Origin of the sequence: Metapseudomonas boanensis, assembly GCF_042232855.1 — a bacterium.
Classification (GTDB): Bacteria; Pseudomonadota; Gammaproteobacteria; order Pseudomonadales; family Pseudomonadaceae; genus Metapseudomonas; species Metapseudomonas boanensis.
In genome coordinates this window covers 1,167,452-1,190,839 of sequence record NZ_CP113889.1, presented here as the reverse complement: position 1 = coordinate 1,190,839, position 23,388 = coordinate 1,167,452, and the positions used below count along the sequence as shown (strand labels likewise).

Below are 23,388 nucleotides of genomic sequence, written 5' to 3'. Positions count from 1 at the left end.
GCTGGGAGTGAGTGGAATGCAGCCAGTTGCAACACTTGACTGGGATATAGCCAATGAATTCGCCCCCACAAGCTGTTCCCGCGTAAGACTAGGCCAGGCGCAAGTGCAGGATCGGAAATGGCTTGCCCAGGCCATCGACCTCCGAACGGCTGGCGATCTCAAAGCCCATGTGCTGGTAGAAGCCCACTGCCTGCGGGTTTTGTTCGTTCACATCGACCTGCGTTGCTCCCAGATCCAGGGCATGGCGCAGTAGGCTGCGGCCGATACCGTAGCCGTGCTGCGCCGGGTCCACGAAGAGCATTTCCACGCCGATCTTGTGTGTACCGATGAATCCGGTGATACGGCCCTCACCGTCGCGAACGCAGGCGAGCTTGACCGAATCCAGGTAAGCGTCGCGCACCAAGGGTTTGAAGAACTGGATGTCGTCCTCGGTGAGAAAGTGATGGGTGGCGAGCACGGCGCTTTCCCAGACCTCCACCAGGCGTTGGCGGTCGGCAGTCGTGAGCGTGAGGAGGGCTTCGACACGATGGGGCATGGGATCACCAGTGGTGCTTGGCTTTGTTCCAGCGATAGAGCAGCCGGGCGAAGGCCTTGTAGGCCAGTTGGGCGAGGCCGTGGACCAGCGGCAAGGAGAACAGCCGTGCTTTCCACTCCTCGCGAGGAGAGTGCCGCCAGAGCACGATGAAGGCGTCCATGCCCATGTGCTTCACGCCATGTTCGTCCACCAGGTGCAGGCGTTCGCGGACGTATTCCAGGTTCTCCCCGATCTCGCCTACGGCGGCGTTGTCCCGGTGGATGTCAGTCCACTCCACCGTGCAGGCGGTGGTCTTGCCCTTCTGGCCGTCGATGCCGGCTTTGCAGACCGGGCAGGCGCTGTTGTAGTAGACCTTGATCCGTCCTTTCCCAGTCATCGGCGTCACCGCCTCGCTATTGGTAGGTACGGCCCTTGTGCTTGAGCCAGCCGCCAATATGACGGCCTTGGGGATCGTGGTGGGTCCAGTGGATCACACCGCCCTTGTCGTTCCACTCGTACTCGCCGAAGAAGATGACTTCATCCCCTTCGCTCAGACCCTCGACGCGTGGAGCCAGGTCGATATTGTGCGCCACCAGCAGCGACAGTCCATCGGTCGTACGCAAGATGAAACGCTGGTGCCGGCTGCCCTTCTGGTCATCGCGCAGGACCTTGGCCACCACGCCGGCGCCCTCCACCTGCAGGTTGCTACGACGTTGCTCGAAGGCTTCACGCAGTTGGCCGTCAGCAGGGGCGAGCTGCTCAACAGGGGAGAAAAGGTGCGATTGCTTGTCGAGGACTCCGTAGAGGCCGAAGCCGATCAAGAGCACCAGCAGAAGCTTTTTCATCAACGCAGAGTCCTGTGCGAAGCCCAGCCATGTGGGGCCAGACGGTTCCTGATCAGTTTGGCTTGCGGTCGACCCACTTCGGCGCGCAGCTGGGGCGCCAGGCTTCCAGGCGGTCGAGCAGGGTCGATGGGTGGCCGCCGACCTGCAGCATGCCGCGGTGTTGGTCGCGGACGAAGCGCTCTTCCACGAGATGATCGAGGAAGTCGGTGAGCTTGTCGTAGAAGCTGTTCACTTCCAGCAGGCCCAGCGGTTTGTCATGGTAGCCGAGCTGGCCCCAGGTCCAGATTTCGAATAGTTCTTCCAGGGTGCCGAGGCCGCCGGGCAGGGCGATGAAAGCATCGCTCAGCTCCGCCATGCGGGCCTTGCGCGCGTGCATGCCGTCCACCACCTCCAGACGGGTCAGGCCTTTGTGGCCGATTTCGGCATCCATCAGACTCTGCGGAATCACCCCGATCACCTTGCCGCCCGCGGCCAGTGCTGCGTCTGCCACAGTGCCCATCAGCCCGACTGCGCCACCACCGTAGACCAGGGTCAGGCCACGCTCGGCCAGGGTATGACCCAGCAGGGCAGCGGTTTCACGGTAGATCGGCTTGGCACCGGGGCTGGCGCCGCAGAACACGCAGACGGAACGCAAGGACATGGGGGACTCCTGGAGCGAAAAAAGCGCGCAAGAGTACCGGCTTCGACCTCGGCCTCCAAGCTGTGTGTACGGTCAGCTTCCGAACGGTCGTGCGGGGTCGCTCATTCTGCCGCGGCGCCACAGGCACCTGCGGCGTAGGCTGCAAGCAGGTTTTTCAGGAAGTTCATGGCGATTCTCCTCAACGGTGGATGCCGCCATGCTAGGGCGACGCCGATGGTCCGGCCCGTTGATCCTCTCGATGGAGCCGATAGCTCAGGCCAGCTTCAACAATTCGACGGCTGTCATCCCGGACAGGCCCAGCAGGCAAAGGCCGCAGGCCAGATAGGTGAGGCGGTGCCAGAGGGTCGAGGCGGCGCGACGGAACCAGTCCACCAGTCCGGCGCAGATGAAGCACCAGAGCAGCGAGGAGAGCATGAAGCCGCCGAAGAACACTGCCAGGTGCAGCGGTGTCGGCTGGGCCACCCCCACTGCCGCCATCGCCCCGCCCATGGCGGCCCAGTAGACGATGTTCTGCGGGTTGGTCAGCGAGAGCGCGGCACCGGCAGCGAAGGCACCGCCGCTGGCGCTGCGTTCTTCCCCCAAAGGCTGCGGTGGACGATGAGCGTCTCGCAGTGACTGCAGACCGAGCCAGCCGAGATACAGGGCGCTGGCCACGGTCAGCGGGTAGCGCACGGCGGCGCTGTCCAGCAGCAGGGCGAGGCCAGTAAGGCCAAGCGCCGCCCAGGTGACGTCTCCGACCAGGGAGCCGATCTGCACCATCAGCGCCGGGCGATAGCCGTCACGCAGGCCGCGCCGCAGCGTTTCGCTGAACACCGCGCCGGGTGCCGCGTTGAAGATGAAGCCGAGGAGCACGGCGGCGATGAAGAAGGACAGCATAGGGGCAGGTTCCTTGTGTTCGGGGTCGCGACCTGTTGTCACAGGTCATGGGAACTCACACGCGAATGGGGCAGTCTCCCGTTCTGGGCGGGTTGCCCAGACTGCCAAGGAGACTCCCATGATTCGCAAGCTCGTCGTTGCATCCGTGCTGGCCCTGGCCAGTGCACCTCTGCTGGCTGCTGAATGTTCCGTAGATGTGCAAGGTACGGACCAGATGACCTTCGATACCAAGGAAATCAAGGTCAGCAAGAGCTGCAAGACCTTTACCGTAAACCTCAAGCACGTTGGCAAGTTGCCAAAGAATGTGATGGGGCACAACTGGGTCCTGAGCAAGACGGCTGATGCCCAGGCGATCGCCACCGAGGGCATGACCGCTGGTGTCGACAAGGATTACCTGAAGGCCGATGACGCGCGCATCATTGCCCGCACCAAGCTGATCGGCGGTGGTGAGACGGATTCGGTGAGCTTCGACGTGGCCAAGCTGGCTGCGGGCGAGAGCTACGAGTTCTTCTGCTCGTTCCCGGGCCATGTGTCGATGATGAAGGGCACCCTGGCCCTGGTCGACTGACCGAACCCGGTGAGTATGAGAAGGCCGCTCTTTGACGCGGCCTTTTTTGTTGGGCGTGCGGTATCCGGGCTATCCAGGCTGCGCGCCGGCGTCGGGCTAAACGGGAAACGCGGATGGATTCATTCCGTTTTTTCCTGATGGGATGTCTGGGCTTCTCTGTAGGGGCGAATGAATTCGCTCGCACAAAAAACGCGCCGACCTACAAGGTTTCAGCGTCCAGCTGTTCCAGCATCCAGCGCACAAAGTCACGCACTTTGGGCACTTCGGCTACGTGTTCGGGGTAGGCGAGGTAGTAGGCGTTGCGGCTCGGCATGGGGTGGTCCCAGGGAATCACCAGCTTGCCTTCGGCCAGTTCCTCCTCCACCAGGAAGCGCGGCAGCAGGGCCACGCCGCAGCCGGCCTGGGCTGCGCGGATGCACATATAGGAGGTGTCGAAGCGCGGCCCGTGGTAGCTGTGCTCGGTGTGGCGGTCCTGGCTGAGGAACCATTCGTGCCAGGCCTCCGGCCGCGTGGCGTTCTGCAGCAGGACCAGCTCGGTGAGCTGGGTCGGCTCGGTGAAAGGGGTGGCGGGCATCACACTGGGGGAGCAGACCGGCACCACTTCCTCGCTGAACAGACGGATGCACTCGGCACCGGGCAAGGCGCCCTGGCCGAAGAAAAAGGCCACGTCGCTGCGGCCCTGGGCCAGGGCGTCGGGCTCAAGTTCGTTGCGCAGGTCCAGGTGAATGTTCGGGTGGCGCATGCGCCATCCCTTGAGTCGAGGGATCAGCCAGCGCGCGCCGAACGTGGGTGGGGTCGCCACACGCAGCACTTCGGTGTCGCCGCCGTAGGAAAGCATGTAGTGGGTCGACATCTCCACCTGGGCGAGGATCTTGCGCACCTCGGTGAGGTACAGCGAGCCGGCGGGGGTCAGTTGCAGGCGCCGGCGCACACGGCGGAACAGCAGGTGCTGGAGCAGCTCCTCGAGCTGCGCCACCTGCTTGCTCACGGCGCTCTGGGTCAGGCTCAGCTCTTGGGCGGCGCGGGTGAAGCTGAGGTGCCGGGCCACCGCCTCGAAGCATTGCAGGGCGGTGATCGAAGGCATGTGGCGTTTGAGCATCGGGTTTCTCTAGGTCGCGTTAGCCATGCAGGCCGTTTCATGAATTTCCGGAATGATATGTGGAGGAAAGGTTGTTTGTTGGCAAGCCCCCTGTGCGGCTATTACTGGTGTCATTCCGACTTGGCTCTGATCTGTAGGAGCCAGCTTGCTGGCGAACGCTCCGCGAGCAAGCTCGCTCCTACAGATATGGCGCCACCATTTTCTGTGACAGGAGTTCCCATGGTTGCTGCATTGCTTGACCGCCTCGGTGTCGATTCGTCCCTCTACCAGCAGGGTGATCACGCTGTTCATTCCCCTGTCGACGGCAGCCGCATCGGCACCGTACGCCTGGAAAGCCGGGCCGAAGTGCAGCAGAAGATCGCCCAGGCCGCGCAGGCCTTCGAGGCTTGGCGCAAGGTGCCGGCCCCGCGTCGTGGCGAGCTGATCCGCCTCTACGGTGAAGCGCTGCGTCAGCACAAGGCCGAGCTGGGCGAGTTGGTGTCGTGGGAGGCCGGCAAGATCACCCAGGAAGGTCTGGGTGAAGTGCAGGAAATGATCGATATCTGCGACTTCGCCGTTGGCCTGTCTCGCCAGCTCTACGGCCTGACGATCGCCTCGGAACGCCCTGGCCACCATATGCGTGAGACCTGGCAGCCACTGGGTGTGGTCGGCGTGATCAGTGCATTCAACTTCCCGGTGGCGGTCTGGTCGTGGAACGCGGCGCTGGCGCTGGTCTGTGGTAACCCTGTGGTATGGAAACCGTCGGAAAAGACCCCGCTCACCGCCTTGGCCTGCCAGGCGCTGTTCGAGCGTGTAGCGAAGAATTTCAGTGATGCCCCGGCTCACCTCAGCCAACTGGTGATCGGTGCCCGCGAGGCCGGCGAAGCGCTGGTGGACGACCCGCGCGTGGCCCTGGTGAGCGCCACCGGCAGCACCCGGATGGGGCGAGAGGTCGCACCAAAAGTGGCCGCGCGTTTCGCCCGCAGTATCCTCGAGCTGGGCGGCAATAACGCCATGATCCTGACCCCCAGCGCCGACCTGGACCTGGCCGTGCGCGCCATCCTGTTCAGTGCAGTCGGCACCGCTGGGCAGCGCTGCACGACCCTGCGTCGCCTGATCGCGCATGAGTCGGTGAAGGGGGAAATCGTCGAGCGCCTCAAGGCGGCCTACGCCAAGGTACGTATCGGTCATCCCCTGGAAGGCAACCTGATTGGCCCGCTGATCGACCAGCAGAGTTTCGACGCCATGCAGAACGCCCTGGCCCAGGCCCGTGCGGAGGGCGGCAAGGTCTTCGGTGGCGAGCGCCAGCTGGCCGAGCAGTTCCCCAACGGCTACTACGTGTCGCCAGCCATCGTCGAAATGCCGGAGCAGAGCGCCGTTGTGCGCCACGAGACCTTCGCGCCGATCCTCTACATCGTCGGCTACAGCGAGTTCGTTGAGGCGATTCGCCTGAACAACGAGGTGCCGCAAGGCCTGTCCTCCTGCGTATTCACCACCGATGTGCGCGAGGCCGAGTTGTTCATGTCGTCGGTCGGCAGTGATTGCGGCATCGCCAACGTCAACATCGGCCCGAGTGGCGCAGAGATCGGCGGCGCCTTCGGCGGCGAGAAGGAAACCGGCGGTGGCCGTGAGTCCGGCTCGGACGCCTGGAAGGCCTACATGCGTCGACAGACCAACACGGTGAACTACTCCCACGAGCTGCCGTTGGCACAGGGCATTACCTTCGACTGATTTTTCAGCAGGAACAGCCCCTCTCCCGCTCGTGGCAGAGAGGTAAAAGCTCTTATCGTCTGGCTTTGCCTAAGGAACATGCATGACTCTGCGCCAGGAGTGTCTCTGGGAATTCCTGACTCCCCAGCCGCCTGAAGGCCCTGTGCTGCATGGCGAGGTGAAGACGGATGTCTGCGTAGTCGGCGCAGGCTTCACTGGCTTGTCCGCAGCGCTGCACCTGCTCGAAGCGGGCAAGCGAGTCTGCCTGCTGGAGGCGCATGCTCCCGGTCACGGCGGCTCGGGGCGAAACGTTGGGCTGGTCAACGCCGGCCTGTGGATTCCACCGGACGAGATCGAGGCCGGCCTCGGCCAGGAGGTGGGCGATCGCCTCAATCGCACGCTGGGCGCCGCACCGTCGCTGGTGTTCTCCCTGGTTGACCGCTACGACATCGACTGCCAACTGCGCCGCGAAGGCACCCTGCACATGGCGCACAACGCCCGTGGCCAGGCGGACCTCGCCAGCCGTTGTGAGCAGTGGCAACGCCGTGGCGCGCCGGTGGAGCTGCTGACCGGCGCTGCCTGCCGCGAAGCCACCGGCACCGACAAGATCGCCGCTGCGCTGCTCGACCGCCGCGCCGGGACGCTGAATCCGATGGGCTATGCCCGTGGCCTGGCCCGTGCCGTGCGTTACCTCGGTGGCCAGTTGTTCGAGCATTCGCCCGTGGAGCGCCTGGAGCGTCAAGGCGTCAACTGGTGCGTGGTCACCGAGCACGGCTCGGTTATCGCGCCACAAGTGGTGATCGCCTCCAATGCCTACACGGAAGGCGAGTGGACCGAGTTGCGCCGCCACTTTTTCCCCGGTTACTACTACCAGGTGGCCTCCAAGCCTCTGTCCGGTGAAGAGGCTGAGCGCATCCTGCCCGGCGGCCAAGGCTCCTGGGATACTCGCCAGGTGCTGAGCAGCATCCGTCGCGATGCCGATGGCCGCCTGCTGCTGGGCAGCCTGGGCAACGGTTCGCGCAAGCCGGCCTGGTTCCTGCGGGCCTGGGCCAACCGCATCCAGAGCCACTACTTCCCGTACCTGGGCAAGGTGGATTGGGAGTTCACCTGGACCGGCTGCATCGACTTTACCCCCGACCACCTGATGCGTCTGTACGAACCGGCGCCGGGGTTGCTGGCGTTCACCGGCTTCAACGGCCGCGGTGTGACCACTGGCAGCGTGGTCGGCAAGGCGTTCGCGAATTATCTGCTGAGCGGTGACGAAAAAGTATTGCCGATGCCCTTCCAGCCGATGCGGGCCGTGGCCGCGGTGGGGTTGCGCAGTTCATTGTACGAGGCGGGCTTTTCGCTTTATCACGCGGGCCAGTGCCTACGGGTAGTGATCTAGATCGCAAAAATACTGCAAGGAAAAGCTATCAAGCTGCAGGTAACTTCCTGCAGGATGGGGAGGGTAAAAAAACCGGGCAGTAACAGTGCGTTACGGTAACTTTTTCGCACCGGCGGTGTGCAAATAAGTACCGCCTGACTATTGTTACTTATCGTGCTGGCAGGCTGATGCCACGCAGCTTCCTGGTGTGCCTGCAAGTTTTCTTTGTTTTTCCGTAAGACACTGATTTGCAATAAGAAAAATAAGCAAAAAGGAGGTGGGATAAGCCTTTCAGGGCGCTAACCAACTACAAGAATTAATGGCACGCCACTTGCTGAATACAAGCGCTAACCCTAAAAACCTCAGGAGCAAAACTCCATGTCGCAGAAGATTTTCAGAAAAGGCTTTCTGGCTCTGGCGGTTACCACCGCTCTGAGCGTTTCTTCCGTAGTACAGGCTGATGTAGTAATCGGTGTCGCTGGCCCGCATACGGGCGCTAACGCCTCCTTTGGCGAGCAATACTGGCGCGGTGCTTCCCAGGCCGCCGAGGACATCAACGCCGCTGGCGGCATCAACGGCGAGAAGATCAAGCTGGTCAAGGCTGACGATGCCTGCGAACCGAAGCAGGCCGTATCCGTCGCCAACCGTCTGGTCGACCAGGACAAGGCCATCGCCGTGGTCGGACACTTCTGCTCGTCCTCCACCATCCCGGCTTCCGAGGTCTACGACGAAGCGGGCATCATCGCGATGACCCCCGGCTCCACCAACCCGGCCGTGACCGAGCGCGGTCTGTCCGGCATGTTCCGCATGTGTGGCCGTGACGACCAGCAGGGCATCGTCGCCGGCGATTACATCATCGACGTGCTGAAGGCGAAGAAGGTCGCGATCATCCATGACAAGGACACCTACGGTCAGGGTCTGGCCGACGCCACCAAGGCGCAGTTGGCCAAGCGCGGCGTCAAGGAAGTCCTGTATGAAGGCCTGACCCGTGGCGAGAAGGACTTCAACGCCCTGGTTACCAAGATTCGCGCCACCGGCGCTGAGGTCGTCTACTTCGGCGGCCTGCACCCGGAAGCCGGCCCGCTGGTTCGCCAGATGCGCGAGCAGGGCCTGACTGCCAAGTTCCTCTCCGGTGACGGCATCGTTACCGACGAACTGGTCACCACAGCCGGCGGCCCGCAGTACACCAAGGGTGTTCTGATGACCTTCGGCGCCGACCCGCGCAAGATCGCTGACGGCCAGGCGGTGATCGAGAAGTTCCGCGCTGGCGGTTTCGAACCCGAAGGCTACACGCTGTATGCCTATGCCACCCTGCAGGCCCTGGCTGCCGGCTTCAATGGTGCTGGCGCCAATGACCCGGCCAAGGCCAGCGAATGGCTGAAAGGCCATCCGGTACAGACCGTGATGGGCAAGAAGGAGTGGGACTCCAAGGGCGACCTGAAAGTCTCCGACTACGTGATCTACGAGTGGGACGACAAAGGAAAGTACGCCCAGCAGTGATGACCGGCTCGCGTGCTCCGAAAGGGCCGCGAACCGTTTGCTCGGCTGACCGACCAGGCGCTACCCGCGTCTGGGCGGTCGGTGTATTCCGGGAAACTGCTGAAGTCCTTTTCTGATGAGGGTCTGTGGACGATTTAGCGAGCTATGGAAAAACAAGGCGGCAGTGGCTGAGAAAGCGGAGTTTACAACTGTAAATGAGCATATCGAGGCCATTTCCAACGCAGTTTCTTCCGACGCGTAGCAAATTGTGAGCAGGTTCTGAGCCGGGTGGGCGACTACCCGATCTGACACGGTAATTCAGTGGTGCCCGTCTGATTCCACTCGCGGGAGCCGGCCGAACCCAAGGTCGGTCCCCCAAAAGACGAGACAGAGTGATGGACGGTATTATCCTGCAGCAAATGATCAACGGGCTGACCCTCGGGTCCGTCTACGGTTTGATCGCCATCGGTTACACCATGGTTTACGGCATCATTGGCATGATCAACTTCGCCCATGGCGAGGTGTACATGATCTCCGCCTACCTGGCCGCCATCACCATGGCCCTGTTGGCCTTCTTCGGCCTCGAGTCCTTCCCGCTGATAATCCTCGGCACCTTGCTGTTCACCATCCTGGTGACTGGCGTGTATGGCTTCGTGATCGAGCGCATCGCCTACAAACCGCTGCGCAACTCCACGCGTCTGGCGCCGCTGATCTCCGCGATCGGCATGTCGCTGATCCTGCAGAACTACGTGCAGATCAGCCAGGGCGCCCGCCAGCAGGGCGTACCAACGCTGCTCGACGGGGCATTCAAGCTCCACATCGGTGACGGCTTCGTGCAACTCACCTACACCAAGGTGTTCATCCTGGTGGCCGCCTTCATCGGCATGGGCGTGCTCACCTACGTGATCCAGCGCACCAAGCTCGGCCGCATGTGCCGCGCTACCCAGCAGGATCGCAAGATGGCCTCGATCCTCGGCATCAATACCGATCGGGTGATCTCCTACGTGTTCGTCATCGGCGCCGCCATGGCCGCCCTGGCCGGCGTGCTGATCACCATGAACTACGGCACCTTCGACTTCTATGCCGGCTTCATCATCGGCATCAAGGCATTCACCGCCGCGGTGCTGGGGGGAATCGGCTCGCTGCCTGGCGCCATGCTCGGTGGCATCATCCTCGGCATCGCCGAGGCGCAGTTCTCCGGCATGGTGAACACCGACTACAAGGACGTGTTCAGCTTTTCCCTGCTGGTGCTGATCCTGATCTTCCGCCCTCAAGGCCTGCTGGGCCGTCCGCATGTAGCGAAGGTGTAAGCATGTCCTCTGCTATCGCAAGCAAACCTATCGATATCAAGAAGAGCCTGGTGGATGCGGTGATCGCCGGCCTGCTGGCGCTGATCGTGTTCGGTCCCATCGTCGGCGTGGTGCTCGACGGCTACAGCTTCAACCTGGAATTCGCCCGTGTAGCCTGGATGACCGGGATCGTCATGGTCGGTCGTTTCCTGCTCAGCCTATACCTGCAGTCGGGGCGCGGCAGCGCAATGGTCGAGCGCTTCGAGACCGCCGGTTCCGGCGTGCACGTGCTGTCGCCAGGTCACAAGAGCCGGCTGCGCTGGATCCTGCCGCTGATCGTGGTCCTGGCGGTGCTCTTCCCCTTTGTGGCCACCAAGTACCTGCTCACCGTGGTGATCCTCGGGCTGATCTACGTGCTGCTGGGCCTGGGCCTGAACATCGTGGTCGGCCTCGCCGGCCTGCTCGACCTCGGCTACGTGGCGTTCTACGCCATTGGCGCCTATGGCCTGGCGCTGGGCTACGAGTACCTGGGCCTGGGCTTCTGGACCGTGCTGCCGCTGTCGGCGCTGATGGCCGCGATGGCCGGTGCGCTGCTGGGCTTCCCGGTGCTGCGCATGCATGGTGATTACCTGGCCATCGTGACCCTGGGCTTCGGCGAGATCATCCGGCTGGTGTTGAACAACTGGCTTGAGTTCACCGGCGGCCCCAACGGCATGTCGGTGCCGGCGCCGACCTTCCTCGGCCTGGAGTTTGGCCGGCGGGCGAAGGAAGGTGGGGTGCCCTTCCACGAGTTCTTCGGCGTTGCCTACAACCCCAACCTGAAGTTCCTGTTCATCTACATCGTGCTCTTCCTGGTGGTGATGCTGGTGCTCTACATCAAGCACCGCCTGACGCGCATGCCGGTAGGCCGCGCCTGGGAAGCACTGCGCGAGGACGAGATCGCCTGCCGCGCCATGGGCCTGAACCACGTGCTGGTGAAGCTCTCGGCGTTCATGATCGGTGCGTCCACCGCCGGCCTGGCCGGGGTGTTCTTCGCCAGCTACCAGGGCTTCGTTAACCCCTCGTCCTTCACCTTCTTCGAGTCGGCGCTGATCCTGGCCATTGTGGTGCTGGGTGGCATGGGCTCCACCGTCGGGGTGGTGATCGCCGCCTTCGTCCTGACCGTCGCCCCCGAGTTGCTACGTGCTTTCGCCGACTATCGAGTGCTGCTGTTCGGCGTGCTCATGGTGTTGATGATGATCTGGCGACCGCGCGGACTGATCCGCATCAGCCGCAGTGGCTTCGCCCCGCGTAAAGGAGTAGCGCCATGAGCGACGAATACATCCTCAGTGTCGAGCACCTGATGATGCACTTCGGTGGCATCAAGGCGCTCAATGACGTCAGCCTGAAGATCAAACGCCATTCCATTTCCGCGCTGATCGGCCCCAACGGCGCCGGCAAGACCACGGTGTTCAACTGCCTGACCGGTTTCTACAAGGCCACCGGCGGGCGCATTCAGCTCAATACCCGCGGTGGTAGCACCGACATCATCAAGGTACTTGGCGAGCCCTTCCAGCCGACCGATTTCGTCAACCCTGCCCAGTTCGCCAGCCGCCTGCACTACAAGATGTTCGGTGGTACTCACCTGGTGAACCGCGCCGGCCTGGCGCGCACCTTCCAGAACATCCGTCTGTTCCGGGAGATGTCGGTGGTGGAAAACCTGCTGGTGGCCCAGCACATGTGGGTCAATCGCAACCTGCTGGCCGGCGTGTTCAACACCCCGGGCTTTCGCAAGGCCGAGGAAGATGCCCTCAACCACGCCTTCTACTGGCTGGAAGTGGTGGACCTGGTGGATTGCGCCAACCGTCTGGCCGGGGAGCTGTCCTACGGCCAGCAGCGTCGCCTTGAAATCGCCCGCGCCATGTGCACCCGGCCGCAGCTCATCTGCCTGGACGAACCGGCTGCTGGCCTCAACCCGGCCGAAACTGAAGCGCTCAGCCGCATCATCCGCAAGCTGCGCGACGAACACGAACTGACCGTACTGCTGATCGAGCACGACATGGGCATGGTGATGAGCATTTCCGACTACATCGTGGTGCTCGACCACGGCGAGGTGATCGCCGACGGTGTGCCTCACGCTATCCGTCATGATCCCAAGGTGATTGCCGCCTACCTGGGCGCCGAAGAGGAGGAAGTGGCATGACCGCGCCCATGCTGGAGTTCAGGGAGGTCGACGTCTATTACGGGCCAATTCAGGCCCTGCGCAAGGTCAGCCTGCATATCAACGAAGGCGAGACGGTGAGCCTGATCGGCGCCAACGGCGCAGGCAAGTCGACCCTGCTGATGTCGATCTTCGGCCAGCCACGTGCCGCGGCCGGACAGATCATCTATCACGGCACTGACATCACCCACCGCTCGGCGCATTTCGTCGCCTCCAACGGGGTGGCGCAGTCGCCGGAAGGGCGCCGGGTGTTCCCCGACATGAGCGTGGAGGAAAACCTGCTGATGGGCACGATTCCCATCGGCATGGACCATGCCGATGAAGACATGCAGCGCATGTTCGAGCTGTTCCCGCGCCTCAAGGAACGGCGCAATCAGCGCGCCATGACCATGTCCGGCGGCGAGCAGCAGATGCTCGCCATCGCCCGTGCGCTGATGAGCCGGCCCAGGTTGCTGCTGCTCGACGAGCCGTCGCTGGGGCTGGCGCCCATCGTAGTCAAGCAGATCTTCCAGACCCTGCGCGAGCTGGCACAGACCGGCATGACCATCTTCCTGGTCGAGCAGAACGCCAACCATGCGCTGAGGCTCTCCGACCGCGCTTATGTGATGGTCACAGGGGAAATCCGCATGAGCGGCTCCGGCGAGGAGTTGCTGGGTAACCAGGAAGTCCGCAACGCGTATCTCGGCGGCCACTGAACCTTCCCCACTCCCGCCTGCCTCCTCTCTCTGTTCGGGAGAGGGGCCGGGGGTGAGGCAAGTCAGGTACTACAGGGCTTCGTCCTGCGAAGGAGTTTCACCATGCAAAGCCTGCGTTTCTTCACCAACGCCGATGTCGCCGCTGCGTTGGATTATCCACAGCTGATCGGTGCCTTGCGCAAAGGCCTGGCCAACCCCTGCGAAGCCCCAGTGCGGGCGAGTCACGCGCTGCCGGGCGATGCCTCGCTGCTGTGCATGCCGGTGTGGCAGACGGGCCAGGGCGTCGGCGTGAAGCTCGTCACCGTGTTTCCTCACAACAGCGAAAAAGGCCTGCCCTCGGTCGCTGCATTGTTCACCCTGTTCGACGATGCTACCGGCCAACCGCTGGCCATTCTCGAGGCCTCCGAACTCACGGCCCGGCGCACCGCCTGCACCTCGGCGTTGGCCGCCAGTTCGCTGGTTCGACACGATGCGAAGCGGCTGCTGGTGGTAGGCACCGGCACCCTGACCGCGCACATGGTGCGCGCCCACTGCGTGGTGCGCCAATACGAGCGTGTGGATATCTGGGGGCGCCATCCGGACAAGGCCGCCGAGCTGGCCAGGCAACTGTCCGAGGAAGGCTACCCCGCCCATGCGGCGACCGACCTGCAAACCTGCGCCCAACAGGCCGACTGCATCAGCTGCGTCACCACGTCCACGGTGCCGCTGATCCTCGGTGACTGGCTCAAGCCCGGCGTCCACCTCGACCTGGTCGGTGCTTTCCTGCCGACCATGCGCGAGACCGACAGCGCCGCCGTGGCCCGTGCGCGCATCGTCGTCGATACCCGTGCCGGCGCGCTGGAGGAGGCGGGCGACCTGCTTTTCGCCATCGCCGATGGCGCAATCACCGAACACAACATCCACTTCGAGCTGAGCGACCTGTTGCACGGTCGCGGACACCGACAGATCAATAGTGAGATCACGCTGTTCAAGTCGGTAGGGTTTGCCCTGGAAGACCTGATCGCTGCGCGCTTGCTGCTGTCGAACGCAAGTCCTGCGTAGATCCGTATCCCGGACGCCTGTCCGGGATACTCCTGGGGCCCGGTGCATTGTGGAAGCGAATTCACGCTCGACGCAGGTCGTTGCGTGCGCTCCCTGGCGTCTATGGACCCGTGCTGCGGCTCTTCGTGAATGGATCCGCTCCCAGGGGATTCAGGCAGATCTCCGGTATCTGCCTTGCTCACAAACTCTGTGGGGCACTTTGTGGATAACTTGGGGGTGGCTATCGCAAGCTCCCGCGTTTGGGCGCCTCCAACAGCCTGTATGAAAATTGATCATTAAGGTTATGTGCCGCTAAAACAGTGGCTTAGCAAAAAAAGCAACAACTTTTCACTCGCACTGACTTGTCCACCACTGCTGTGCGCAAAACTGTGGATAAGCTTGGGAGCAACTGCGCTGGGCCATGTTTGGCGAGGCCTGCGGGGAACTGGTCGAAATCTGTCCACGTGCCGCAGCCCCGTGCGGATGGCGTACCCTATGCGAGTCATTTCGCAGGTGGGCGGAGGCTGCTCCGCCTACCCTTGAGCAAGGAGAACAGCATGACTTCCACCCTTTTCATCACCGGCGCCACCTCCGGATTCGGTGAGGCCTGTGCCCGCCGTTTTGCCCAGGCTGGCTGGTCGCTGGTGCTGACCGGGCGCCGCGCGGCTCGCCTGCAGGCCCTCAGCGATGAGCTCTCGGCACTGACCGATGTGCATACCCTGGAACTCGACGTCCGCGACCGGCATGGCATGGAGCAGGCCATCGCCACGTTGCCGACCAAGTTCGACAAGTTGCGTGGGCTGATCAACAACGCGGGCCTGGCGCTGGGCACCGACCCGGCGCCCAAGTGCAACCTGGATGACTGGGACACCATGGTCGACACCAACATCAAGGGGCTGCTCTACAGCACACGCCTGCTGTTGCCCCGCCTGATCGCCCATGGCCGTGGCGCTGGCATCGTCAACCTCGGTTCCATCGCTGGCACCTGGCCCTATCCGGGCAGCCACGTATATGGCGCCACCAAGGCGTTTGTCCGCCAGTTCTCGCTGAACCTGCGCAACGATCTGGTGGGCACCGGCGTGCGCGTGACCAACATCGAGCCGGGGCTGTGCGAAAGTGAGTTCTCACTGGTGCGCTTCGGTGGCGACCAGGCAAAGTACGATGCGACCTACGCCGGGGCCGAAGCGATCCAGCCGGAAGACATCGCCGAGACCATCCACTGGGTGCTGGAGCAACCGCCACATATCAACATCAACAGCCTGGAGTTGATGCCGGTCAGCCAAACCTGGGCGGGCTTCTCTATCGATCGCTCAGCGAAGTGATGCGGGTCGAGCGTCCGAGCAGTTGCAGGGCGCGATCCGGGTAATCGGTGATCAGGCCATGGGCGCCCATGTCCAACAGGCGCTGCATGGCCGGCTGTTCGTTGATGGTCCACATCTGCACGTTGAGCCCACGTTGCTGCGCGGTCTCCATCAGCCCGGCGGTGGCAACGTCCAGACCGCCGCTGTGTTCGGGGATCTGCAGGGCGTGGTAGGACGGGGTGATCAGGCTGCCCAGGCCGATCCAGTCCAGCGCTACCAACAGGCGTACGGAGGTCGGTCCCGCTGAGGTGGCGACCTCTGGGCACACTTCGCGGAAGCGCTTCAGGCTGCGTTCGTAGAAGCTGCCCACCAGCGCCTTGTCGCGCTGGCCGTGCTCGGTCAGCAGGTCACATAGCTGCTCCTCCAGACCGATATCCGGCACCTTGATTTCTACCACCTTGGGTTTTTCAGGGAATCGTTCCAGCACCTCTGCGAGGGTCGGGATGCGGATGCCCTGGCCACGATAGGGGTGGCTCTCGCCGCCGTCGGCACTCCAGCGGTAGCCGGCATCCAGCGCCTGAGCTTCCGCCAGGCTCAGGTCCGCGACCTTGCCGCTGCCGTTGGTGGTGCGGTCCACCTCGGCATCGTGCAGCACCACCAGTTCGCCGTCGCGGGTGCGGCGCACATCCATTTCCAGCATGTCTACCTTGAGGTCACTGGCACGTTCGAAGGCGAACAGCGTGTTCTCCGGCCAGAGGCCGCGACCGCCACGATGCGCGATCACCAGGGGGTGGTTGCCGAGGTCGGCCAGCACGCGCGGATGCTCAGCCGGCCGGCTGGTCAGCGCGATGGCCAGCAGAGCGACGACCAAGAGGAAAAGGGGCGCGAGAAAAAATCGGGCGAGACGCTTCATGTTGTTCTTATCCGTAAGACGTGGACGGGCGTGCCGAATCAAACGTGGAGACTATGACAAAGACGTGAAGGCGAGGCGAGCGGGAAGCGAGTGAGATGGGATGGCGTTCCCGTGGGGCGATTTCGATCGCTAAGCAGACCGCAGGTCTGCTCGTCTGACTTCCAAGGGGGCAGCCGCGCCGCCTTCAGCGAATGAATTCGCCCTCACAAGGGAAATGGCACTGCCTGGATGTGGGATCAACCCGCCAGCAACCAGACTCCGGCGCCCGCCGAAACCGCTCCGGCAATGCGCACCAGCGGTGCGACAGCCTGTGGCAGGGCGCGGACCAGGCCGTAGCCGGCGGCGTGAAGGGCGGCGGTAGCGGTGACGAAGCCGGCGGCATAGCCCCAGGGGCTGGACAGCTCGGGCCGCTCAAGGCCGTGAGCAACGCCGTGGCCCAGGGCGAAGAGGGCGGTCAGGCCCACGGCCAGCCAGACCGGCGGGCGCACGGCGATGGCCACCAGCAGGCCAAGCGCCAATACCGAGCCGGCGATTCCGGTTTCCATCAGCGGCATTTCCAATCCCTCGAAGCCCATCAGGCCACCGAGCAACATGGCGCCGACGAAGGTGGCGGGGAGTGCCCAGCTTGCCGTGCCTTGTTGTTGGGCTGCCCATAGGCCGACTGCCAGCATGGCCAGCAGGTGATCCAGGCCAGCGATGGGGTGGGCGATGCCGGCCATCAGTCCCGAGCTCTCATGCCCCGGGTGAGCGAAGGCCATGGCCGGGGTGAGGAACAGGGCGATAGTGTAAAGGGTCTTGCGCAGTTTCATGGTGTGGCTCCTTTCACTGGGCGGCGGGAGTGGCGGGATGCATCCCTCATCCGAACGCGGCCCGCTCCGGCCCCTCTCCGGGAGGGAGAGGGGGATGATTTCTCAGATGGTGGTCAGCAGGCCTTGTTTCTCGATGAAGGCGATGATCTCGTCGAGGCCCTGGCCGACTTTCTGATTGCTGAACACAAAGGGCCGATCGCCGCGCATCTTGCGGGCATCGCGATCCATGACTTCCAGCGATGCACCGACCATGGGCGCCAGGTCCACCTTGTTGATCACCAGCAAGTCGGACTTGCAGATGCCCGGTCCGCCCTTGCGCGGCAGCTTGTCACCCGCGGAGACGTCGATCACGTAGAGAGTCAGGTCAGAGAGTTCCGGGCTGAAGGTGGCCGACAGATTGTCGCCGCCGGACTCCACCAGGATCAGCTCCAGGCCAGGAAAACGGCGGTTGAGCTGGTCCACTGCCTCCAGGTTGATCGAGGCATCTTCGCGGATGGCAGTGTGCGGGCAGCCCCCGGTCTCGACGCCGATGATCCGTTCCGGATCGAGGGCCTCGTTGCGGACGAGGAACTGGGCGTCTTCCTGGGTGTAGATATCGTTGGTCACCACCGCCAGGTTGTAGCGATCGCGCAGGGCGCGGCAGAGGGCCAGGGTCAGGGCGGTCTTGCCGGAACCGACCGGGCCGCCGATGCCGACGCGCAGGGGTTGGCTGTTCATGATTGGTGCATCTCCTAGGATCGGAACAGACGGCTGTACTGGCGCTCGTGCGCCATGCTCGCCAGGGCCAGGCCAAATGCGGCGCTACCCCAGCGAGACGGGGGGAGTTCGCTGGCCGTGCGCTGGGCATGTTCCAGGCTCGGCAGCAGTTGCGAAGTCAGGCGTTGGGCAGCCTGCTGGCCCAGCGGCAGGGTTTTCATCAGCACCGCCAGTTGGTTTTCCAGCCAGCCCCAGAGCCAGGCGCTCAGAGCATCCTGCGGGGCAATGCGCCAGGCGCGGGCAGCCATCGACCAGGCGACGGCGAGTGCGGGCTCTTCCAGATCGGCGAGCAGGGCTCGCGCCGCATCGTCCTGTTCGGGCAGATCGTCCAGCAGCTGCTGCAATGAGTAGCCCATTTGCCGGCTTTCCAGGTGCAACTCGCGAGTCTCCCGGCTGGCGCGATGACATTCGTTGAGCGCCTTCAGTTCGCACCAGTCCTCATCGGCTGCGGCCACGCAATGAGCCAACAGCAGCGGCGCCTCGAAGCGCGCGAGGTTGAGCAGTAACTGGTCCTCGATCCAGCGCGCGGCGCTGGCTGGGTCCTGCACCAGACCCTGGTCCACCGCGAGTTCCAGTGACTGTGAGTAGCTGTAGCCGCCGATCGGCAGTTGCGGGCTGGCCAGGCGAAGTAGCTGCCAGGCGTGGTTCACGTCCGAACACCGAACTGGTGCAGCCGCGGTGCGTAGTTGAAATCAGCCTCGCCGTGATGGGAGTGGTGATGGCCACCACCGTAGGCGCCGTGTTCGGGCTGGAAGCCTGCTTCGATGTTCTCTATTCGGGCGCCGAGCTGTTCGAGCATGGCTTTGAGCACGTAGTCGTCCAGGAGCCGCAGCCAGTTGTCGCCGATCTGCAGGGCCACGTGGCGATTACCCAAGTGATAGGCCGCGCGGGTCAGCTCGAAGGCATTGGCGCACGTGACATGCAGCAGCTGCTCAGGGCGGGCGCTGATGCGCACCACCCGGCCATCCTGGCTGCGCAGGCAGGCGCCATCGTGCAGGGGCGGCTGGCCTCGCTCGAGGAACAGGCCGACGTCCTCGCCCTTGACGGTGAAACAGCGCAAGCGGCTCTTGCTGCGCGCTTCGAAAGTCAGCAGCAGTTCTTCATCCCAGCTCTCCTGGGCTTCGATACGTTCCTGGATGACCAGCATTGCGGTGTTCCGGCAGTGGGCAATGCAGTCGCTAGAGCAAGGTGCTTGCCAAGACAGCCCAATGCCGGATGCTGCGGGGCTGAATGGGATCGTGCTTGTGTCTGGGGCGTTCGATTGGTCGAAAATGGTGCGCAGTGCGCGTTTCGGGGGCGATCAGGCTGGCCGGATGGTCAGCTTCCAGGCTTGCCCGCATACAGCCAGTGCTTGCCGCCGATCATGATGAAGCGCAGTTGCTGGATGATCTTGGTTTCCGGCGTGAGATGCGCCGGTAGGTCGGCTGCAGGCGGGTCGACCAGTTCCGGCAGGGCGGCGAATACCGTTTTCACCACCAGGTCGGCGACCAGGTCCAGACCTTCATCGTCCAGGTTCGGCATGCGCTGGATCAGCTTGAGGTCGGCGGCCAGGTCATCGGTGATGGCCTGGCGCAGGGCTGCAATAGCCTGGCGCACCGGCAGCGAGCCGCCATACTGCTCACGGGCGAGGAAGAGGAACTGGCCACGATTGGTTGCTACTGCAGTGAGGAAGATGCGCGCCGAGGCGTCGATGATGCCGCCCAGTTCGAATTCGTTGCGACGGACCTCTCGGATGGTGGCGCGGAAGGTTTCGCCCACCTCCTGCACCAGCGCGAGGCCAAGCTGGTCCATGTCTTCGAAATGGCGATAGAACCCCGCGGGGACAATGCCTGCGCTGCGGGCCACTTCGCGTAGGCTAAGACTGCCGAAGCCTCGGCCGTTGTCCATCAGTAGGCGCGCGGCGTCCATCAGGGCATGGCGGGTGTGCTGCTTCTGTGCGGAGCGTGGCGTCATGGTTGGAAGGGGGCGGTGGCAGAGGTGGCGGGCACTCTAGCAAATGGGGTTTGGGAAGGTCGATTGCTGGGGAGAGCGAATGGGCAGAGCTGCGGCGTGCTTGGCCAATGAATTCGCGCCCACAGGGGCTGGGCTTCAGCTGCGGTTCTGTGGGGTTGGAGAAAGGCCTGGAGCCTGGTGCTTCAGGTTTTGTGACTTGGCATGAAAAAGCCCGGCGTCCGCCGGGCTTCGAGGGTGAAAGCGTTTATTCGTCAGATCACGCGCTGATCGTCTAGCAGGCGGTCGGAACCACCTTCAGCGATGCGCTCCAGGGCGCGGTCGGCACCACCTTCAGCGATGCGGTCCTGGGTGCGCTCGGCACCGCCTTCAGCGATGCGTTCCAGTGTGCGGTCAGCGCCACCCTCGGCCACGCGGTCGAGGATCATGAACGAACCCTCTGCAGCTACCGGGTCCAGGACCTGGATGAAGGTCCCGTCCTTGGATTCGCCTAGCAGCGGCTGGGGATCGGACGGCAGGGCAAACGCACTGGTGCTAAGGGCGGTGATGAACAGGGCGGCAAGGGCGTGTGCTTTCATGATCTAAGGCTCCTCGTAGGGGGCTGGAAACTGGCTACGGGGCCTATGTTACGGATGGCCTGTCGATTAAAAAGTGAACAGTCGCGATAGAGAACATCGACGCCATTGATGGCAGTCTTCGAATACCCCGGTCGAATCTGTCAGGGCGAAATTAGATTATGCAAATCAGTGGCTTGGCATGGCTTCCGTTCGATTTTCCTGCGACGGTGGTCAGTTTGCCGGAGTCGTTGGGCGCTTTTTCTGGTCGATAGGCTATGGACTGGACGCGACGCAGCGCAGGTCGGTTTCTACGAGTCCGTAGCTGCCTGAACAAGGAGAAATGCATGACGCGTGGCTACCACATCCTGGCCAGGATTGCCCTGGCGCTGGCCCTGTTGTTCATGGTCCTGCTGGTATTCATTGCCACCTTTGACTGGAACCGCATCAAGCCAGCACTGAACGAACAGGTTTCGGTTGAACTGGGGCGTCCGTTCGCCATCGAGGGCAGCTTGCAGGTGGTGTGGCAACGCGAGCCGGGTGAGGGAGGCCTGCATGCCTGGATGCCCTGGCCGCATTTCGCTGCAGAAAATGTCCGTCTGGGCAACCCGGCCTGGGCCAAAGGCGCGACCTTCGTCAGCCTCGAACGCGTCGAATTCCGCATCTCGCCATTACCGCTGCTCTGGCAACGCCTGAGTATTCCGCACATTAATCTGGGCGGGCCCCAGGCCAGCCTTCAGCGGCTGGCGGACGGCCGCGCCAACTGGACCTTCGAGCTACCCGCCAAGGCTGAAAACGAGCAGCCCTCGGGCTGGACGCTTGATATCGGCAGCATCGGTTTCGACAAGGGACGCATCGAACTGGATGATGCGCAGCTCAAGACCCGGCTGCAGATCCAGGTCGAACCCTTGGGCAAGCCGATCGCCTTTGCCGAGTTGGTCGGCAAAGCGGTCAGGACGGGCACCGATGCACAGGATTTTGCCTTTGGCTGGCAGGCCAAAGGCACCTACAAGGCGTTGCCCATGAGCGGCAGTGGCAAGCTGGGCGGGCTGCTTGCCCTGCACGATGCCGAGCTGCCGTTTCCGCTGCAGGCTGAAGTGAAGGCCGGTGCGACGCGAATCAACGTCGTGGGCACGCTGACCGATCCCAGACAGCTGGGCGCCCTCGACCTGCGCTTGCAGCTTTCCGGCAATAGCCTGGCCCAGCTCTATCCGCTGATTGGGGTGACGCTGCCGGAAACGCCGGCTTATGCCACCGACGGCCGACTGGTCGCCAGCCTGCGCGAGGCGGGTGGCGCGCAGTTTGACTACCGGGGCTTCAATGGCAGGATCGGTGCCAGCGACATCCATGGCAACCTTCGCTATGTCGCCACTCAACCACGTCCCCGGCTGAGCGGCGAGTTGACCTCGGAGCAATTGCGCTTCGCTGATCTCGCGCCGTTGATCGGAGCGGATTCCACGGCGGGCCAGCGGACGCGTGGTGTAACGAGCCGGCAGCCGGCCGACAAGGTGCTGCCGATAGAGACCTTCCGCACCGACCGCTGGCGGGTGATGGATGCCGACGTCCGCTTCACCGGAAAACGCATCCTGCACAGCGAGGCGCTGCCCTTCCGTGACCTGTTCGCCCAGGTCAGGCTCGACGATGGCCAGCTCCGCCTGGAGCCGCTGCGCTTTGGTGTGGCCGGCGGCAACCTCGAGGCTGACATCCGCCTGGACGGTCGCCGTGCGCCCCTACTGGGTCAGGCCCGCCTCCATGCGCAGCACCTCAAGCTCAAGCAGCTGTTCCCCAAGGTGGAGTCCATGCACAGCAGCCTGGGTGAGCTCAACGGCAAGGCCGATCTCAGCGGTAGCGGTAATTCAGTGGCGGCGCTGCTGGGCAGTGCCACCGGCGAAGCCCAGTTGCTGGTGAATGACGGCACCATCAGTCGCAACCTGATGGAGATTGCCGGGCTCAACGTCGGTAATTACCTGGTAGGCAAACTTTTCGGTGATGACGACGTGAAGATCAACTGCGCAGCGGCTGACCTGGGGATGAAGAGTGGTTTGATGACGCCGCGCGTCTTCGTCTTCGACACTGAAAACGCTCTGGTACGCATCGACGGCAATGCCAACTTCCGCAGCGAGAGGCTCGACCTTGGCATCGAGCCGGAATCCAAGGGGGTGCGGGTTTTTTCGTTGCGTTCGCCGCTCTATGTGCGCGGCACCTTCAAACGGCCGGAAGCGGGGGTGAAGCCGGTACCCCTGGCGGTACGGGGCGCGGGCATGCTGGCGTTGGGTGTTGCGGTGGCGCCGGCGGCGGCTCTGCTGGCGCTGGTGGCCCCGGCCGGTGGGAGTGAAGAAGGGAGCGCCTGTGCGCCTTTGTTGCAGCGGCTCAAGCAGGGCTAGAGCCCGTCACGCTCGGCCTGTTCGCGTTGGCCGCAGGTCATGAAACCCTTGTGGCGAACGCGGCCGCTGCTGTCGAAGCTGACATGGTAGGGCTGCTGGTGACCATGTTCGTTGAGGATGTAGTTGTTGCATGACCCTGGATGCACGCTGCGTTGCACGATCGACGAAGGACGGCCGCCGATGATCAGCACCTGCTGGCGGCTCATGCCGGGCTCTACGTCCCTGACCAGTGGCTGATCGTGGAAGGTCAGGTAGTCCGTCGGGTTCTCGATCTTGCTGGCGCAGCCCGCCATCGATGCCAGGGCACAAGCCATGACAAGCGCTTGCTTGTACATCATGGGTCCTCAAGGGTTAACGCATCTGAAACATGGCCCTTGGAACATCGAAAAGTGGGGAGAGTTCGCCCGAGTCCTGAGCAGACGATGGACGGCAACCGGCCAG

Annotated in this window: 25 protein-coding genes; 11 read left to right on the top strand and 14 right to left on the bottom strand. The window is 63.3% G+C overall.

Features of this window, described 5'->3' with window-relative positions; genetic code table 11:
* Positions 1–88: 88 nt before the first annotated feature.
* The 5 genes from OXH74_RS05540 to OXH74_RS05520 all read right to left on the bottom strand — a co-directional run bounded on the left by OXH74_RS05540 (position 89) and on the right by OXH74_RS05520 (position 2,875).
* Complete coding sequence (locus tag OXH74_RS05540) at positions 89–535, bottom strand: GNAT family N-acetyltransferase (RefSeq protein WP_375740400.1); 447 nt, start codon at positions 533–535, stop codon at positions 89–91.
* A gap of 4 nt (positions 536–539) precedes the next feature.
* Positions 540–911: a thiol-disulfide oxidoreductase DCC family protein gene (locus OXH74_RS05535; RefSeq protein ID WP_375740399.1), complete on the bottom strand. Its 372-nt coding sequence runs from the start codon at positions 909–911 to the stop codon at positions 540–542.
* A gap of 16 nt (positions 912–927) precedes the next feature.
* Positions 928–1,359: a DUF3465 domain-containing protein gene (locus OXH74_RS05530; RefSeq protein WP_375740398.1), complete on the bottom strand. Its 432-nt coding sequence runs from the start codon at positions 1,357–1,359 to the stop codon at positions 928–930.
* A gap of 52 nt (positions 1,360–1,411) precedes the next feature.
* On the bottom strand, positions 1,412–1,999 hold the full coding sequence (locus OXH74_RS05525) for a TIGR00730 family Rossman fold protein (RefSeq protein WP_375740397.1): 588 nt from the start codon (positions 1,997–1,999) through the stop codon (positions 1,412–1,414).
* 252 nt (positions 2,000–2,251) lie between these two features.
* The gene (locus OXH74_RS05520) at positions 2,252–2,875 is read right to left on the bottom strand and encodes a LysE family transporter (RefSeq protein ID WP_375740396.1); all 624 of its coding nucleotides are present in this window, start codon (positions 2,873–2,875) and stop codon (positions 2,252–2,254) included.
* Between the two features lie 118 nt (positions 2,876–2,993).
* Between OXH74_RS05520 and azu the strand changes: the two genes are divergently transcribed.
* Positions 2,994–3,443, top strand: a complete 450-nt coding sequence (gene azu, locus OXH74_RS05515; RefSeq protein WP_375740395.1) for an azurin — start codon at positions 2,994–2,996, stop codon at positions 3,441–3,443.
* A gap of 199 nt (positions 3,444–3,642) precedes the next feature.
* Here azu and OXH74_RS05510 read toward each other — a convergent pair whose 3' ends face one another.
* Entirely contained in the window at positions 3,643–4,542 is a 900-nt protein-coding gene (locus OXH74_RS05510) for a LysR substrate-binding domain-containing protein (RefSeq protein ID WP_375740394.1), read from the bottom strand.
* Positions 4,543–4,761: 219 nt separating this feature from the next.
* Here OXH74_RS05510 and OXH74_RS05505 point away from each other — a divergent pair, with 219 nt between their 5' ends.
* The 9 genes from OXH74_RS05505 to OXH74_RS05465 all read left to right on the top strand — a co-directional run bounded on the left by OXH74_RS05505 (position 4,762) and on the right by OXH74_RS05465 (position 15,602).
* A complete protein-coding gene (locus OXH74_RS05505) occupies positions 4,762–6,252 on the top strand; it encodes an aldehyde dehydrogenase family protein (protein WP_375740393.1) in 1,491 nt (496 codons plus the stop codon).
* A gap of 82 nt (positions 6,253–6,334) precedes the next feature.
* A complete protein-coding gene (locus tag OXH74_RS05500; RefSeq protein ID WP_375740392.1) occupies positions 6,335–7,618 on the top strand; it encodes an NAD(P)/FAD-dependent oxidoreductase in 1,284 nt (427 codons plus the stop codon).
* Positions 7,619–7,975: 357 nt separating this feature from the next.
* A complete protein-coding gene (locus tag OXH74_RS05495; protein ID WP_375740391.1) occupies positions 7,976–9,097 on the top strand; it encodes a branched-chain amino acid ABC transporter substrate-binding protein in 1,122 nt (373 codons plus the stop codon).
* Positions 9,098–9,471: 374 nt separating this feature from the next.
* Positions 9,472–10,386 (top strand): branched-chain amino acid ABC transporter permease LivH, encoded by a 915-nt coding sequence (locus tag OXH74_RS05490; RefSeq protein WP_215371425.1) that lies wholly within the window; start codon positions 9,472–9,474, stop codon positions 10,384–10,386.
* Between the two features lie 2 nt (positions 10,387–10,388).
* Positions 10,389–11,675 carry a high-affinity branched-chain amino acid ABC transporter permease LivM gene (gene livM, locus OXH74_RS05485; protein WP_375740390.1) on the top strand — a complete coding sequence of 429 codons (1,287 nt, stop codon included), beginning with the start codon at positions 10,389–10,391 and terminating at the stop codon, positions 11,673–11,675.
* Positions 11,672–12,547 carry an ABC transporter ATP-binding protein gene (locus OXH74_RS05480; RefSeq protein WP_375740389.1) on the top strand — a complete coding sequence of 292 codons (876 nt, stop codon included), beginning with the start codon at positions 11,672–11,674 and terminating at the stop codon, positions 12,545–12,547. Before livM ends, OXH74_RS05480 begins: the two co-directional genes overlap by 4 nt.
* Positions 12,544–13,260 (top strand): ABC transporter ATP-binding protein, encoded by a 717-nt coding sequence (locus tag OXH74_RS05475; RefSeq protein ID WP_375740388.1) that lies wholly within the window; start codon positions 12,544–12,546, stop codon positions 13,258–13,260. Before OXH74_RS05480 ends, OXH74_RS05475 begins: the two co-directional genes overlap by 4 nt.
* Positions 13,261–13,362: 102 nt before the next feature.
* The gene (locus OXH74_RS05470; RefSeq protein WP_375740387.1) at positions 13,363–14,301 is read left to right on the top strand and encodes an ornithine cyclodeaminase family protein; all 939 of its coding nucleotides are present in this window, start codon (positions 13,363–13,365) and stop codon (positions 14,299–14,301) included.
* 536 nt (positions 14,302–14,837) lie between these two features.
* The gene (locus OXH74_RS05465; RefSeq protein WP_375740386.1) at positions 14,838–15,602 is read left to right on the top strand and encodes an SDR family oxidoreductase; all 765 of its coding nucleotides are present in this window, start codon (positions 14,838–14,840) and stop codon (positions 15,600–15,602) included.
* On the opposite strand, the gene OXH74_RS05460 is transcribed toward OXH74_RS05465, so the two are convergent.
* From OXH74_RS05460 to OXH74_RS05430, 7 genes are all read right to left on the bottom strand, one after another.
* Complete coding sequence (locus tag OXH74_RS05460) at positions 15,580–16,494, bottom strand: glycerophosphodiester phosphodiesterase (RefSeq protein WP_375740385.1); 915 nt, start codon at positions 16,492–16,494, stop codon at positions 15,580–15,582. The two genes, OXH74_RS05465 and OXH74_RS05460, sit on opposite strands and share 23 nt — an antisense overlap.
* Positions 16,495–16,730: 236 nt before the next feature.
* Entirely contained in the window at positions 16,731–17,303 is a 573-nt protein-coding gene (locus OXH74_RS05455) for a HupE/UreJ family protein (protein WP_375740384.1), read from the bottom strand.
* Between the two features lie 102 nt (positions 17,304–17,405).
* Positions 17,406–18,020, bottom strand: coding sequence for an urease accessory protein UreG (gene ureG, locus OXH74_RS05450; RefSeq protein WP_375740383.1), 615 nt, complete (start codon positions 18,018–18,020; stop codon positions 17,406–17,408).
* A 14-nt stretch (positions 18,021–18,034) separates the two neighbouring features.
* Positions 18,035–18,709, bottom strand: a complete 675-nt coding sequence (locus tag OXH74_RS05445; protein WP_375740382.1) for an urease accessory protein UreF — start codon at positions 18,707–18,709, stop codon at positions 18,035–18,037.
* Positions 18,706–19,206 (bottom strand): urease accessory protein UreE, encoded by a 501-nt coding sequence (gene ureE, locus OXH74_RS05440; protein ID WP_375740381.1) that lies wholly within the window; start codon positions 19,204–19,206, stop codon positions 18,706–18,708. The genes OXH74_RS05445 and ureE overlap by 4 nt, the downstream gene beginning before the upstream one ends.
* Positions 19,207–19,376: 170 nt before the next feature.
* Entirely contained in the window at positions 19,377–20,012 is a 636-nt protein-coding gene (locus OXH74_RS05435) for a TetR family transcriptional regulator (protein WP_375740380.1), read from the bottom strand.
* A gap of 251 nt (positions 20,013–20,263) precedes the next feature.
* Positions 20,264–20,587 (bottom strand): hypothetical protein, encoded by a 324-nt coding sequence (locus OXH74_RS05430; protein WP_375740379.1) that lies wholly within the window; start codon positions 20,585–20,587, stop codon positions 20,264–20,266.
* A 323-nt stretch (positions 20,588–20,910) separates the two neighbouring features.
* Between OXH74_RS05430 and OXH74_RS05425 the strand changes: the two genes are divergently transcribed.
* Positions 20,911–22,947 (top strand): AsmA family protein, encoded by a 2,037-nt coding sequence (locus tag OXH74_RS05425; RefSeq protein ID WP_375740378.1) that lies wholly within the window; start codon positions 20,911–20,913, stop codon positions 22,945–22,947.
* Here the strand turns inward: OXH74_RS05425 and osmE are convergent.
* Positions 22,944–23,282: an osmotically-inducible lipoprotein OsmE gene (gene osmE / locus OXH74_RS05420; RefSeq protein WP_375741568.1), complete on the bottom strand. Its 339-nt coding sequence runs from the start codon at positions 23,280–23,282 to the stop codon at positions 22,944–22,946. The genes OXH74_RS05425 and osmE overlap by 4 nt on opposite strands.
* Positions 23,283–23,388: the final 106 nt, after the last annotated feature.

Excerpts from the sequence above, each read along its gene's own strand:
- OXH74_RS05530 (WP_375740398.1), bottom strand. The coding sequence starts at position 1,359 with ATGAAAAAGCTTCTGCTGGTGCTCTTGATCGGCTTCGGCCTCTACGGA.
- OXH74_RS05510 (WP_375740394.1), bottom strand. The coding sequence starts at position 4,542 with ATGCTCAAACGCCACATGCCTTCGATCACCGCCCTGCAATGCTTCGAG.
- azu (WP_375740395.1), top strand. The coding sequence starts at position 2,994 with ATGATTCGCAAGCTCGTCGTTGCATCCGTGCTGGCCCTGGCCAGTGCA.
- OXH74_RS05520 (WP_375740396.1), bottom strand. The coding sequence starts at position 2,875 with ATGCTGTCCTTCTTCATCGCCGCCGTGCTCCTCGGCTTCATCTTCAAC.
- ureE (WP_375740381.1), bottom strand. The coding sequence starts at position 19,206 with ATGCTGGTCATCCAGGAACGTATCGAAGCCCAGGAGAGCTGGGATGAA.
- OXH74_RS05430 (WP_375740379.1), bottom strand. The coding sequence starts at position 20,587 with ATGAAAGCACACGCCCTTGCCGCCCTGTTCATCACCGCCCTTAGCACC.
- OXH74_RS05540 (WP_375740400.1), bottom strand. The coding sequence starts at position 535 with ATGCCCCATCGTGTCGAAGCCCTCCTCACGCTCACGACTGCCGACCGC.
- OXH74_RS05475 (WP_375740388.1), top strand. The coding sequence starts at position 12,544 with ATGACCGCGCCCATGCTGGAGTTCAGGGAGGTCGACGTCTATTACGGG.
- OXH74_RS05490 (WP_215371425.1), top strand. The coding sequence starts at position 9,472 with ATGGACGGTATTATCCTGCAGCAAATGATCAACGGGCTGACCCTCGGG.
- OXH74_RS05535 (WP_375740399.1), bottom strand. The coding sequence starts at position 911 with ATGACTGGGAAAGGACGGATCAAGGTCTACTACAACAGCGCCTGCCCG.
- ureG (WP_375740383.1), bottom strand. The coding sequence starts at position 18,020 with ATGAACAGCCAACCCCTGCGCGTCGGCATCGGCGGCCCGGTCGGTTCC.
- OXH74_RS05495 (WP_375740391.1), top strand. The coding sequence starts at position 7,976 with ATGTCGCAGAAGATTTTCAGAAAAGGCTTTCTGGCTCTGGCGGTTACC.
- OXH74_RS05525 (WP_375740397.1), bottom strand. The coding sequence starts at position 1,999 with ATGTCCTTGCGTTCCGTCTGCGTGTTCTGCGGCGCCAGCCCCGGTGCC.
- OXH74_RS05455 (WP_375740384.1), bottom strand. The coding sequence starts at position 17,303 with ATGAAACTGCGCAAGACCCTTTACACTATCGCCCTGTTCCTCACCCCG.
- OXH74_RS05435 (WP_375740380.1), bottom strand. The coding sequence starts at position 20,012 with ATGACGCCACGCTCCGCACAGAAGCAGCACACCCGCCATGCCCTGATG.
- OXH74_RS05425 (WP_375740378.1), top strand. The coding sequence starts at position 20,911 with ATGACGCGTGGCTACCACATCCTGGCCAGGATTGCCCTGGCGCTGGCC.
- OXH74_RS05505 (WP_375740393.1), top strand. The coding sequence starts at position 4,762 with ATGGTTGCTGCATTGCTTGACCGCCTCGGTGTCGATTCGTCCCTCTAC.
- OXH74_RS05480 (WP_375740389.1), top strand. The coding sequence starts at position 11,672 with ATGAGCGACGAATACATCCTCAGTGTCGAGCACCTGATGATGCACTTC.
- OXH74_RS05470 (WP_375740387.1), top strand. The coding sequence starts at position 13,363 with ATGCAAAGCCTGCGTTTCTTCACCAACGCCGATGTCGCCGCTGCGTTG.
- osmE (WP_375741568.1), bottom strand. The coding sequence starts at position 23,282 with ATGTACAAGCAAGCGCTTGTCATGGCTTGTGCCCTGGCATCGATGGCG.
- OXH74_RS05465 (WP_375740386.1), top strand. The coding sequence starts at position 14,838 with ATGACTTCCACCCTTTTCATCACCGGCGCCACCTCCGGATTCGGTGAG.
- OXH74_RS05460 (WP_375740385.1), bottom strand. The coding sequence starts at position 16,494 with ATGAAGCGTCTCGCCCGATTTTTTCTCGCGCCCCTTTTCCTCTTGGTC.
- OXH74_RS05500 (WP_375740392.1), top strand. The coding sequence starts at position 6,335 with ATGACTCTGCGCCAGGAGTGTCTCTGGGAATTCCTGACTCCCCAGCCG.
- livM (WP_375740390.1), top strand. The coding sequence starts at position 10,389 with ATGTCCTCTGCTATCGCAAGCAAACCTATCGATATCAAGAAGAGCCTG.